At 70.0% G+C, this 12,846-nt stretch carries 11 protein-coding genes; all 11 read left to right on the top strand.

Annotation, left to right across the window (positions count from 1 at the left end; genetic code table 11):
• Positions 1 to 160 precede the first annotated feature (160 nt).
• Complete coding sequence (locus tag AC3WQR_RS07440) at positions 161 to 1,084, top strand: shikimate dehydrogenase family protein (protein ID WP_492741609.1); 924 nt, start codon at positions 161 to 163, stop codon at positions 1,082 to 1,084.
• Positions 1,085 to 1,114: 30 nt separating this feature from the next.
• Positions 1,115 to 1,948, top strand: a complete 834-nt coding sequence (locus AC3WQR_RS07435) for a shikimate dehydrogenase family protein (protein WP_492741608.1) — start codon at positions 1,115 to 1,117, stop codon at positions 1,946 to 1,948.
• Positions 1,949 to 1,964: 16 nt separating this feature from the next.
• On the top strand, positions 1,965 to 3,179 hold the full coding sequence (pcaB, locus tag AC3WQR_RS07430) for a 3-carboxy-cis,cis-muconate cycloisomerase (RefSeq protein ID WP_095744850.1): 1,215 nt from the start codon (positions 1,965 to 1,967) through the stop codon (positions 3,177 to 3,179).
• Positions 3,176 to 3,616: a carboxymuconolactone decarboxylase family protein gene (locus AC3WQR_RS07425; protein WP_159272283.1), complete on the top strand. Its 441-nt coding sequence runs from the start codon at positions 3,176 to 3,178 to the stop codon at positions 3,614 to 3,616. Before pcaB ends, AC3WQR_RS07425 begins: the two co-directional genes overlap by 4 nt.
• Complete coding sequence (locus AC3WQR_RS07420; protein ID WP_492741607.1) at positions 3,613 to 4,854, top strand: multidrug effflux MFS transporter; 1,242 nt, start codon at positions 3,613 to 3,615, stop codon at positions 4,852 to 4,854. The genes AC3WQR_RS07425 and AC3WQR_RS07420 overlap by 4 nt, the downstream gene beginning before the upstream one ends.
• Positions 4,851 to 5,627 carry an alpha/beta fold hydrolase gene (locus AC3WQR_RS07415; protein WP_492741606.1) on the top strand — a complete coding sequence of 259 codons (777 nt, stop codon included), beginning with the start codon at positions 4,851 to 4,853 and terminating at the stop codon, positions 5,625 to 5,627. The genes AC3WQR_RS07420 and AC3WQR_RS07415 overlap by 4 nt, the downstream gene beginning before the upstream one ends.
• A 141-nt stretch (positions 5,628 to 5,768) precedes the next feature.
• The gene (locus tag AC3WQR_RS07410; protein ID WP_492741605.1) at positions 5,769 to 7,670 is read left to right on the top strand and encodes a bifunctional sugar phosphate isomerase/epimerase/4-hydroxyphenylpyruvate dioxygenase family protein; all 1,902 of its coding nucleotides are present in this window, start codon (positions 5,769 to 5,771) and stop codon (positions 7,668 to 7,670) included.
• Positions 7,671 to 7,719: 49 nt separating this feature from the next.
• Positions 7,720 to 9,141 (top strand): MFS transporter, encoded by a 1,422-nt coding sequence (locus AC3WQR_RS07405; RefSeq protein WP_070059401.1) that lies wholly within the window; start codon positions 7,720 to 7,722, stop codon positions 9,139 to 9,141.
• 47 nt (positions 9,142 to 9,188) lie between these two features.
• A complete protein-coding gene (locus AC3WQR_RS07400; protein WP_492741604.1) occupies positions 9,189 to 9,863 on the top strand; it encodes a DsbA family oxidoreductase in 675 nt (224 codons plus the stop codon).
• 115 nt (positions 9,864 to 9,978) lie between these two features.
• On the top strand, positions 9,979 to 11,574 hold the full coding sequence (locus tag AC3WQR_RS07395; protein WP_492741603.1) for a DUF1800 domain-containing protein: 1,596 nt from the start codon (positions 9,979 to 9,981) through the stop codon (positions 11,572 to 11,574).
• Positions 11,575 to 11,587: 13 nt separating this feature from the next.
• A complete protein-coding gene (locus AC3WQR_RS07390) occupies positions 11,588 to 12,811 on the top strand; it encodes a DUF1501 domain-containing protein (protein WP_492741601.1) in 1,224 nt (407 codons plus the stop codon).
• Positions 12,812 to 12,846: the final 35 nt, after the last annotated feature.

The following is a 12,846-nucleotide window of genomic DNA, read 5'->3' as shown; positions in this document are numbered from 1 at the left end:
CGAATGGCTAAGTAAAAACCCGCAATTTGATCGATTGACGAACTTTAGAGATCGATCATCGAACGTTTGGCTATCCGTGTGTCAGCAGGCTGCGCGCGAAGGGACTATAAAGCCCGCTGTTCCGCCCCGAAACGAGCGATTGACGAACGGAAGCACGCCCATGAGCCCCATCATCACCGGCAGCACCCAGGCCTACCTCATCCCCGGCGACCCGGTCCGCAACGTGCGGCTGCCGCGCATGTTCAACGCGGCCTTCGCGCGCTACGGCATCGACGCGGTGCTGGTGCCCATGCAGGTGCCGGTGCGCGACTTCGCGGTGTTCATGAAGTCGGCCTTCCTGGCGCGCAACGTGCGCGGCATGGTGATCGCGCCGCCGCACAAGCCGCGCGTGGTCGACCTGCTCGACGGCTGCGGCCTGTTCGGCCGCGTGGCGGGCTCGGTCAACGTGGTGCGCCGCACCGAGGGCGACCAGCTCGAGGGCGACCTGTTCGATGGCGAAGGCCTGATCGGCGCGCTCGACCGCTGCAACGTGCCGTTTCGCGGCAAGCGCGTGCTGATCCTCGGCGCGGGCGTCAGCGCCGCGGCCATCGGCGTGGCGCTGGCCGAGGGCGGCACGGTGAACGGCGCCGAGCACATCGCCTTCTTCGACACCGCCTCCGGCAAGGCCGCGGGCGTGGCCGCCAAGCTCGACGCTTTCTTCGATGCGACCGTGGTGGCGGTCGACAGCAACGCGCCCGAGGGGTACGACCTTGTCATCAACGCCACGCCGCTGGGCCTGGCCGAAGACGACGCGCTGCCGCTGGACGTGGCGCGCATGGAACCGCACGCGGCGCTGTTCGACATCCTGCTGCGCAACCAGCCCACGCCGCTGGTGCGCGCGGCGCGGGCGCGCGGGCTCAACGCACAGGCCGGCTTCGAGATGCTGGTGCAGCAGATGCCGCACTACTTCCGCTACTTCGGCCACATCGACGCGGCCAATGCGATGCAGGCCGACGCCGACTTTTTGCGCGAGCTCATCTATCCGCCGGCGATGCACGCCGAGATCGCAACGCCATTGCGCTACCAATCCCCGAGCGTGGCCTGACCCCGCACCTTCCTGAACAAGACGACTCCCATGATCTCCGGCAAGACCACGCTCATCGCCCACATCGGCTACCCCACCGAAGCCTTCAAGGCGCCGATGATCTACAACCCCTGGTTCGACAAGCAGGGCATCGACGCGGTCGTCGTGCCCATGGGCGTGAAGCCCGAGGACTACGCGGTGTCGCTCGCGCAGATCTTCAAGTTTTCGAACCTGCGCGGCGCGTTGGTCACGATGCCGCACAAGGTCACGACGATGTCGCTGGTCGACGAAGTCACGCCTACCGCGCGCGTCGCGGGCGCCTGCAATGCCGTGCTCAAGCGGCCCGACGGCAGCCTGCTGGGCGACCAGTTCGACGGCGCGGGCTTCGTGCGCGGCGTGGAGCGCAAGGGGCGGCTGTTCAAGGGCACGCGCGTGCTGGTGTCGGGCACGGGCGGCGTCGGGTCGGCCATTGCGGCGTCGATCGCGGCGGCCGGCGCGGCCGAGCTGATGCTGTTCGACATGAGCGATGCCTCCGCGCAGGCCCTGGCCGCGCGGCTGCGCGAGCACTATCCGCAGATGAAGGTCACCACGGGCTCGAAGGACCCGGCCGGCTTCGACATCGTCGTCAACGCCACGCCGCTGGGCATGAAGGACACCGACCCGCTGCCCTTCGACGTGGACCGCATCGCCCCCGAGACCTTCGTCGGCGAGGTCGTCATGAAGACCGAATACACGCCGCTGCTGCAGGCCGCCAAGGCCAAGGGCTGCCAGGTGCAGGTGGGCACCGACATGCTGTTCGAAATGATCCCGGCCTACCTCGAGTTCTTCGGCTTCGGCACGGCTTCGCCTGAAGAACTGCGCGCCGTCGCGCAACTGAAATACTGAAAACACCGGAACACGCATGAGCATTTTTGAAGGCTTCCTTTCCACCTCCGAAACGCTGGGCGCCTTCAGCGACCGCGCCTTCGTCGACGCCATGCTGCGCTTCGAGGCCGCGCTCGCACGCGCGCAGGCGGCCGAGGGGCTGATTCCCGAGAGCGCCGCGCATTCGATCGTCGGCAGCTGCAAGGTCGAGCTGTTCGACGTGGCCAAGATCGTGCGCGAGAGCGGACGTGCGGGCAGCGTCGCCATCCCGCTGGTGAAGGCACTGCGCGAAGCGGTGGGCCTGTTCAATGCCGAGGCCGTGCCCTTCGTGCATTTCGGCAGCACCAGCCAGGACGTGATCGACAGCGCGATGGCGCTGGTCACGCGCGAAGCCGTCGCACTCGTCGAGGCCGACCTCGCCAAGGCCGCCGACGCGCTGCTGCGCCTGGCGGTGCAGCACGCCGACACGCCGATGCTCGCGCGCACGCTGATGCAGCCGGCCTCGGTCACCAGCTTCGGCTTCAAGTGCGCCGGCTGGGCCGCGCCGCTGGTGCGCAGCCGCACCCGCCTGCGCGCCGCCGCGAAGCACGCGCTGCAGCTGCAGCTCGGCGGCGCCGTCGGCACGCTGGCGCAGATGAAGGGGCAGGGCGCCGCGGTGCGCCAGCGCATGGCCAAGGAACTCGGCCTGGGCGACCCCGGCGCCACATGGCACACGCAGCGCGACGAATGGGTCGCGCTCGGCTGCGAACTCGGGCTGCTCACGGGCAGCCTGGGCAAGGTCGCGGTCGACATCTCGCTGCTCGGCCAGTACGAAGTGGCCGAGGTTGCCGAGCCCAGCGAACCCGGGCGCGGCGGCTCGTCGGCGATGCCGCACAAGCGCAACCCCGTGGCCTCGATGGTCGCCATCGCCGCCGCGCACCGCGCGCCGCAGCGCGTGGCCGCCTTGCTCGGCGCCATGCCGCAGCAGCACGAACGCGCGCTCGGCGCCTGGCAGGCCGAGCTGGCCGAATGGCCGCAGCTGTTGATGTCGGCGCACGGCAGCGTGCGCGCCATGGCCGGCGCCTTGCCCGGCCTGCAGGTCGATGCGGCGCGCATGCGCGCCAACATCGACCGGCTGCGCGCCGAGCTGCCGCGCGACGCGGCGGACGAATGGTTCGACCCGGCGCTGGCCGTGAACGCCGGCCAGACCGCACTGGCGCAGGTGAAAGCCCTGCAAGCCCAACTCTCATCCGACAAGGAACTCTCGCCATGACCGCCCCCGACACCCCGAGCAATCCTTACGAAGACGGCCTCGTCAACCGCCGCCGCGTGCTCGGCGACGCGTGGGTCGACAAGTCGCTCGCCAACCGCAACGGCTTCAACGCCGAGTTCCAGGAGCTCATCACGCGCCACGCGTGGAACGACATCTGGGGCCGCCCCGCGCTGGGCGACAAGACGCGCCGCTTCATGGTGCTGTCGATGATGCTGGGCATCCATGCGTACGAAGAGTTCGCCATGCACGTGCGCGCCGCGCTCGACGGCCCGCCCGAGTCGCGCCTCACGCCCGACGAGATCAAGGAAGTGATCATGATGGCCGCGATCTACTGCGGCGTGCCGGTGGCCAACCACGCCTTCGGCATCGCGACGAACATCCTGCGCGAGAAGGGCCTGCTGCCCGCAGCACCCGCTGCTCCGTCCGCGGCGCAGTGAAGGCGCCGGTCGCCCCGAAGAAGGGCCGGTTCGACGTCAGTTTCACCTTGCTGCTGCCGCTGCTGCTGGCCGCGCAACCGGTCGCCACCGACAGCTATCTGCCCGCGCTCCCCGCCATCGCGAAGGAACTGGGCTCGGCCAGCACCAGCCTCACGCTGTTCGTGCTGGCCTTCGGCTTTGCGCAGCTGCTGTGCGGCCCGCTGGCCGACCGCTTCGGCCGACGGCCGGTGCTGCTGGCGGGGCTGGCCTGCTATGTGGTCGCGGCTTTCGGCGGTGCCTTTGCGGGCAGCGTGGCGGTGCTCGCGGGCTGGCGCACGCTGCAGGGTTTTTCGATGGCGGCGACTCTCGTGTGCTCACGCGCCGCGGTGCGCGACCTGTATCCGGCGCACGAGGGCCCGCACGTCATGGCACGGGGCCTCACGGGGCTGGGCATGGTCGGGCTGGTGGCGCCGCTGCTGGGCGCCTGGCTGGTGCAGGGCGCGGGCTGGCGCTGGGTGATGGTCGCGATGGCGGTCTATTCGCTGGCGCTGTTCGCGCTGTGCTGGCGCTCCTTCGGCGAAACGCGCAAGCCGCTGGCCGGAGGCGAATCGTCCGCGCCGCGCGGCAGCACGCGCGCCGTGTTCGCGAGCCGCGCCTTCCGCGCCTGGGCCTCGGTGGCGGCGGCCACCTATGGCGGGCTGTTCTGCTTCCTGCTGCTGTCGCCGATGGTCTACATCGGCTACCTCGGCTGGTCGCCCGCGTGGTACGGCTGGATTCCGGCCGGCGGCTCGCTGGTCTACATCTTCAGCACCACGATGTGCCGCAGCCTGCTGCGCCGCTTCGGGCCGATGCGCACGGTGCGCCTGGGCGCGGTGCTGAGCATCACCGGCGCCGTGATCCAGGCGCTGGGCTGCTGGCTGATGCCGCACAGCGCGGTGCCGCTGCTGGCGGGCCACGCCGTGTACTGCCTCGGCCACGGCATCCACCAGCCCTGCGGGCAGGCCGGCGCCGTGGGCGACCTGCCGCACCTGGCGGGGCGGGCCGTGTCGTGGTCCGGTTTCGGCATGATGATGGTCGCGTTCTGTGTGGGGCAGGTCGCCGCGCTGTTCGTCGACACCAGTTTTTCGTATGGCGCCTGGCCGATGGTGGTGCCGATGCTGATGGCCGGCACCGTGCTGCTGGCCATCGCGTTCCTGTGGCTGCCGCGTCTCGCACAACCTGCTTCTCCATCCTCTCCCCAGAAGGACTCCACCCCATGACCACTTCCTCCCCCCGCCTGAATGTCGTGCGCGAAGGCGACGGCCCCTTCGTCGTGCTCAGCCATGCGCTCGGCTGCGACCTGCACATGTGGGACGGCGTGGCCGCGCAGCTCGCGCGCGCCCACACGGTGATCCGCTACGACCACCGCAATCACGGCGGCTCCGAGGTGGTGCCCGGCGTGCTGCGCGTGGAAACGCTGGCGCAGGACGCGTCCGAGCTGATCGCGCGCGAGACGGGCGGCGAGCCCGTGCACTTCGTGGGCCTGTCGATGGGCGGCATGACCGCGCAGGCGCTGGCCGTACGGCATGCCGCGCAGCTCAAGACCGTGGTGATCGCCAATTCGGCCGCGCACTACCCCGACCAGGCCCCGTGGCGCCTGCGCGCGGAAACCGTGGCCGCCAAGGGCGTGGCCGCCATCGCGCCGGGCGCCGTGGCACGCTGGCTCACGCCGGCCTACGCCGCCACGCCCGAGGGCGCGCTGGCCGCGCGCACGCTGCACGACACGCTGGTGCGCACCGACGCGCAGGGCTACATCGAGAGCTGCAACGCCGTGGCCGCCATCGACTTTCGCGACAGCAACCGCCGCATCGCCACGCCCGCGCTGGTGATCGGCGGGCTGCAGGACGAGGCCACGCCCCTGGCCATGTCCGAGGCCATGGTGGCGCAGATCCCGGGCGCGCGGCTGGCGACCATCGATGCCGCGCACCTGAGCGCGGTGGAGCGCCCGGTCGAGTTCGCGCAGATGCTGATCGATTACTGGCGCAGCCTCTGAAAAAACGCCCGGCCCGCACCCCCGTGTTGGCTAGGTGTAACCCCTATTTCGTGCGAATGATGATCGGTAGCGTGCGATCATCGATCATGAGGGGCTGATTTGCGTTGTGGCGCGCCCGGGCTCTTTCTACAGTCCATCCCCATGCACCGCGCCATTGCCACCGTCTCGCTCAGCGGCACCCTCCGCCAGAAGCTCGAAGCCATTGCGGCCGCGGGCTTCGACGGCATCGAGCTGTTCGAAGCCGATTTCGTCAACTTCCGTGGCACCGCCGCCGAGCTGCGCCGCATCGTGGCCGACCTGGGCCTGTCGATCGACCTGTACCAGCCGTTTCGCGACTTCGAAGGCATGCCCGAGGCGCAGTTCCACCGCAGCCTGGAGCGCGCCGAACGCAAGTTCGACCTCATGGAAGCCATGGGCGCGCCGCTGGTGCTGTGCTGCTCCAACACCTCGCCGCTGTCGGTGAACGACCCGGCGCGCGCCGCCGCCCAACTGCACGAGTTGGCCGAACGCGCCGCGCGCCGCAACCTGCGCGTGGGCTTCGAGGCGCTGGCTTGGGGCCGCCACACCTCGCGCTACGCCCAGGCCTGGGACATCGTGCAGCGCGCCGACCACCCGCACCTCGGGCTGATCCTCGACAGCTTCCACACGCTGTCGCTGAAGGACGACCCGGCGGGCATCGCCGCGATTCCGGGCGAGAAGATCTTCTTCGTGCAGATGGCCGATGCGCCGCTCTTGTCGATGGACGTGCTGCAGTGGGCGCGCCACCACCGCTCGTTCCCGGGGCAGGGCGACTTCGACGTGGTCGGCTTCTTCGAGCAGGTGCTGCGCGCGGGCTACACCGGGCCGCTGTCGCTGGAGATCTTCAACGACATCTTCCGCGAGACGCCGAACCGCCGCACCGCCGTCGATGCGATGCGTTCGCTGCTGTACCTCGAAAGCGAAACGCGTGAGCGGCTCGCCAGCGGGAATGCCCCCGTGCAGCCGCAGCGCGTGGAGCTGTTCAACCCGCCGCCCGCGCCGGCGCTCTCGGGCCTGTCGTTCATCGAGTTCGCGGCCAACGAGGCCTCTGCCGTCACGCTCGGTGCGCTGCTGGGGCAGCTGGGCTTTCGCCGTGTGGGGCGCCATCGCTCCAAGGCCGTCACGCTGTACCGCCAGGGCGGCATCCACTTCATCGTCAACGCGCAGCCGGACTCGTTTGCGCGCCGCCGTTTCGAGGCGCACGGCACCTCGGTCTGCGCGCTGGGCGTGCGCTGCGCCGACCCGCTCGCGGCCGTGGGCCGCGCCAGCGCCATGCGCTCGCAGCGCCACGACAGCCCGGTCGGTCCCAACGAATTGCGCGTGCCGGCCATCGTGGCGCCGGGCGGCAACCTGATCCATTTCGTGCCCGAGGCGCTGGGCGCCAACGGGCTGTACGAGACCGACTTCATCCTCGAGGACGCAGCGCCCGATGCGCACGATGCCGGCCTCACGCGCATCGACCATGTGGCGCTGGGCCTGGCGCTTGACCAGCTCGACACCTGGGTGCTGTTCACGCGCGCCGTGCTCGGCCTGGAGCCCGGCGAGAGCCTGGAGCTGGCCGATCCCTTCGGCTTGATCCGCAGCCGTGGCGTGGCCAATGCCGACCGCAGCCTGCGCCTGGTGCTGAACGTGTCGCTGAGCCAGCGCACGCGCACCGCGCGCACGCTGAGCGTGACCGGCGGCGGCGCCGTGCACCACATCGCGCTCGATTGCGACGACATCTTCGACACCGTGGCCCGGCTGCGCGCCAACGGCACGCGCTTCGTGCCGATCTCGGACAACTACTACGACGACCTGGCCACGCGCATCGACGTGGCGCCCGAGCTGCTGGCGCGCATGCGCGAAGCGGGCGTGCTGTTCGACCGCTCGGCGGCCGGCGACTACCTGCACATCTACACCGAGAGTTTCGACGGCGGCCTCTTCTTCGAGGTCGCGCAGCGCGTGGGCGGCTACGACGCCTACGGCGCGCTCAACGCACCCGCGCGCATGGCGTCGCAGGCGCAGCAGCCCCAACAACAAGACTGATTTTTTCCCCTCGCATCCGATACCTTCGTCACACCACTGGAGACAACCCATGGCCCACCCATCCGCCAAAGAGCCGCAAGGCAAGCACCAGTCGAGGAAAGCCGCCGCCAGCGGCTGGATCGGCTCGGCGCTGGAGTACTACGACTTCTTCATCTACGCCACCGCCGCGGCGCTGATCTTTCCGCAGATCTTCTTTCCCAAGGGCGACCCGACCACGGCCATCATCGCGTCGCTCGCGACCTACGGTGTGGGCTATGTCGCGCGCCCCATCGGCGCCTTCGTGCTCGGCCATTGGGGCGACACGCACGGGCGCAAGCAGGTGCTGGTGCTGTGCATGTTCCTGATGGGCTTCTCGACCGTGGCCGTGGGCCTGTTGCCGACCTACGACCAGGTCGGCCTGCTGGCCCCGGCGCTGCTGGTGTTCCTGCGCCTGGTGCAGGGCTTCGCGGTGGCCGGCGAAATCTCGGGTGCGAGCTCGATGATCCTGGAGCACGCGCCGTTCGGGCGCCGCGGCTTCTTCGCGAGCTTCACCTTGCAGGGCGTGCAGGCCGGCCAGATCCTGGCGGCCGCCGTGTTCCTGCCGCTGGCGCACTACATGCCTGAAGAGTCCTTCAACTCGTGGGGCTGGCGCATTCCGTTCCTGCTGAGCTTCATCGTGATCGTGGCCGGCTACATCATCCGCCGCGAGGTCGACGAGACGCCGGCCTTCGCCGAAGTCGACCAGAAGGGCGAAGTGGCCAAGGCGCCGATCGTTCAGGCGCTGACCGACAGCTGGGGCGACATGCTGCGCGTGATCTGCATGGCGCTGATGAACGTGATTCCCGTGGTCGCCACCGTGTTCGGCGCGGCCTACGCAGTGCAGGCCGCCTACGGCATCGGCTTCCAGAAAGACGTGTACCTGTGGATTCCCGTGCTGGGCAACATCCTGGCCGTGCTGGTGATCCCGTTCGTGGGCAACCTGTCGGACCGCATCGGCCGCAAGCCGCCGATCATCGTGGGCGCACTCGCCTCGGGCCTGCTGTCGTTCGTGTACCTGTACGCCATCAGCATCAAGAACGTGCCGCTGGCCATCTGCATGTCGCTCTTGATGTGGGGCGTCGTGTACCAGGGCTACAACGCGACCTTCCCGAGCTTCTACCCGGAGCTGTTCCGCACCCGCAACCGCGTGTCGGCCATGGCCATCTCGCAGAACATCGGCACCACCTTCACCGCGCTGCTGCCCGCGCTGTTCGCCGCCGTGGCGCCTCCGGGCTCGACCAACATCTGGTTCACCGTGGGTGCCATCACCTTCGCCGTGACCGTGCTGGCCGCGCTGGCCGCCATGAGCGCCCGCGAGACCTACCGCGTCCACATGCGCGACCTGGGCAACCCGAACGCCGTGCCGGTCGACAAGGCCGAGTACGACCGGCTGCGCGAAGAAACGCTGGCCAGCGCCCGCACGGAGCGCGAGCGCCGCAAGGCCATGGCCTGAAGACCCCGCGCGCACAAAGGGGTTGTGGCGCCATGAAGAATGGCGCCATGACCGCCCATCTCAAGATCGATTTCGTCTCCGATGTCTCCTGCCCCTGGTGCGCCGTGGGCCTTGGCGCACTCGAAGCCGCCCTGAAACGGGTGGCGCCGGAGGTCACGGCCGAACTGCATTTCCAGCCCTTCGAGCTGAACCCGCAGATGCCGCCCGAAGGCCAGGACACCTTCGAGCACCTGAACCAGAAGTACGGCTCCTCGCGCGAGCAGCAGGCCCAGGCCCGCGAGGCGATCCGCCAGCGCGGCGCGGCCGTCGGCTTCGAGTTCAGCGCCGGGGGCCGGCCCCGCGTGTACAACACCTTCAACGCCCACCGCCTGCTGCACTGGGCCGAGCTGGAAGACCCGGCCAAGCAGGTGGCGCTCAAGAAGCTGCTGCTGAAGGCCTACTTCACCGACAGCCAGAACCCTTCGGACATCGAGGTGCTGGTGCGCGCGGCGACCGAGGCGGGGCTCGACGCGGCGCGGGCCCGCGAGATTTTGGCCGGCGACGAGTTCGCACAGGAAACCCGCGAACGCGAGCGCCTGTACACCGACGCCGGTATCCATTCGGTGCCCGCGATCATCATCAACGACCAGCACCTGATCTCCGGCGGCCAGCCGGTCGAGGTGTTCGAGCGCGCGCTGCGGCAGATTGCGGGCGCGGAGCCCAGCCGCACCGCCACGGCCTGAAGGCGCAGGGCCGCGGCCCCGGCGTTTCGTCCTGAAACGAAGCTGACCTTCAGCTTTACCTGAGCGCGGGCCGAGGTCGGTCAACCGCCTACATCGCGAAGCGGTTGATCGGTTCATGATCGACCGCATGCCGTTTCCGAAGCTGCACCGCTCGCGCGCGATCGCCGTGACACTGGCCGCCGTGCTGGCGCTCACCGCCTGTTCCACCGGCCTGCTGCGGCCCGAGGGCCCGCCGCTCACGGCGCTGGGCCATGCCGCCGACACGCCCGCCGCGCAATTGCGCTGGCTCGATCGTGTGAGCTGGGGCGCCAACGCCGGCAGCCAGGCCGAACTGGCGCGCGACGGCCTGCCGCGCTGGATGGGCCGCCAGTTGCGCCCCGCGCCGCGTCTGCTGCCCGCGGCGGCGCAGGCCCAGATCGACGCCATGGCCATCTCGCGCACGCCGCTCGACCAGCTCGTCTTCGCGCTCGACGCCCGGCGCAAGGCTGCCGACGCCTTGCCCGACGAAGAAGCGAAGAAGGCCGCGCGCACGGCCTACCAGCAGGAACTCAACACCCTCGCGCGCGAGGCGCAGCAGCGCTTCCTGCTGCGCGCGCTGTACTCGCCCAACCAGCTGCAGGAGCAGATGACCTGGTTCTGGATGAACCACTTCAGCGTCAGCATCCGCAAGGACCTGGTGCGCGCGATGGTCGGCGACTACGAAGAGAACGCCATCCGTCCGCACGCGCTCGGCAAGTTCCGCGACCTGCTGGGCGCCACCGCGCGGCATCCGGCCATGCTGCGCTACCTCGACAACGCGCAGAACGCCGCCAATCGCATCAACGAGAACTACGCACGCGAGCTCATGGAGCTGCACACGCTCGGCGTGGGCGGCGGCTACACGCAGGCCGACGTGCAGGAGCTGGCGCGCGTGCTGACCGGCGTGGGCGTCAGCGTGCAGCCGCCCGATGCGGCGCCGCCCGCGATGCGCCCGGCCGTGCGCGCCGACTACGTGCGCCAGGGCCTGTTCGAGTTCCACCCGAACCGGCACGACTACGGCCCGAAGACCTTCCTGGGCCAGCCCATTCAAGTGCGCGGCCTGGCCGAGACCGACGAGGCGCTCGACCGCCTGGCGCGTGCGCCGGCCACCGCGCGCTTCATCTCGCGCAAGCTCGCCGTGTACTTCGTGGCCGACGAGCCGCCGCCCGCGCTGGTCGATCGCATGGCCGCCACCTTCACGCGCAGCGACGGCGACATCGCCGCCACCCTGCAGACGCTGTTCGAGTCGCGCGAGTTCGCCGCCTCGCTGGGCCGCAAGTTCCGCGACCCCGTGCACTACGTGGTGGCGGGCGTGCGGCTGGCCTACGACGAGCGCGTGGTGCTCAACACCACGCCGATGATCGGCTGGATCAACCGCATGGGCGAGACCCTGTACGCCCACGAGACGCCCGACGGCTACCCGCTCAACGAGGCCGCCTGGGCCAGCGCGGGCCAGATGAACACCCGCTTCGAAATCGCGCGCGCCATCGGCACGGGCGGCGCCGTGCTGTTCCGCACCGACGACAAGGCGCCGCTCGAGAAGCCGCCGTTTCCGCCGCTGGCCGAGTCGCGCGCCGTGCGTGCGCTGCAACCCGGCCTGAGCGCCGACACGCAACAGGCGCTCGCGCAGGCGAAGAGCCCGCCGGAGTGGAACACCTTCCTGCTCGCATCACCCGAGCTGATGCGGCGTTGAAAGAGGGACCACCATGCAACGTCGACACCTGCTGCAACTCATCGCCGCCACGCCGCTGGCCGGCGCCGCAGCGCGCGCGGTCGCCGCGCCCGCTGCCGAGGGCACCAAGCTGCTCGTCGTGTTCCTGCGCGGCGCCTACGACAGCACCAGCCTGCTGGTGCCCACCGCGAACAGCGACTTCTATTACGCCTCGCGGCCCAACATCGCCATCCCCCGGCCCGGCACGCCCGACGGCGCGTTGCCGCTCGATGGCGGCGACTGGGGCCTGCACCCCGCGCTCGCGCAGAGCGTGCTGCCGCTGTACCAGCGCAAGCAGGCGGCCTTCATCGCCTTCGCCGGCACCGACGACCTCACGCGCAGCCACTTCGAGACGCAGGACGCCATCGAGCTGGGCGTGGCGCCCGACAACGCGCGGCGCGACTACCGCTCGGGCTTTCTCAACCGGCTGGCCGGCGTGCTCGGCGCCGGACCGCTGGCCGACGTGTCGCCCATCGCCTTCACCGACCAGCTGCCCATCGTGCTGCGCGGCGACGACGCCAAGGCCGCCAACATGGCGCTCGCGGGCGTGGCGCGGCAGGCCCTCGATGCGCGGCAGAGCCAGATCATTGCGTCGATGTACCGCAACACCGCGCTCGCGCAGCCCGTGGCCGAGGGCTTCCAGGTGCGCGACGAGGTGGTGCGCGCCATGCAGGCCGAGATGGACGCCGCCAGCCGCAACGCCATGAGCCCCAAGGGCTTCGAGCAGGTCGCGCGCCGCATGGCGCTCTTGATGCGCGAGCGCTTCGACATCGGCTTTGTCGACGTCGGCGGCTGGGACACCCACGTGGGGCAGGGCGCGGCCAAGGGCTACCTGGCCAACCGTTTCGAAGAACTGGGCCGCGGCGTGGCGGGCTTCGCGCAGGAGATGGGCGAGCCTGCCTGGCGCCAGACCGTGGTGGTCGTCGTCAGCGAGTTCGGCCGCACCTTCCGCGAGAACGGCAACCGCGGCACCGACCACGGGCACGGCACCGTGTACTGGGTGCTCGGCGGCGGCCTGGCCGCGCAGGCGGGCGGGCGCGTCGTGGGCGAACAGCAGCCGCTGACGCAGGCCACGCTGTTCCAGAACCGCGACCACGCGGTGCTCAACGAGTACCGGGCGGTGCTGGGCGGGTTGTTCCAGCGGATGTACGGGCTGTCGAGTGCGCAGGTGGCGCGGGTGTTTGGCGGTGCGGCGACGAAGGACCTGCGGCTGGTCTGACGGCCCCGAGGGCAACCCTCATTCCCGATCTTTTC

Source organism: Variovorax sp. FW305-3-2-15-B-LB1, from assembly GCF_058787635.1.
This window is presented reverse-complemented; position numbering and strand designations above follow the sequence as displayed.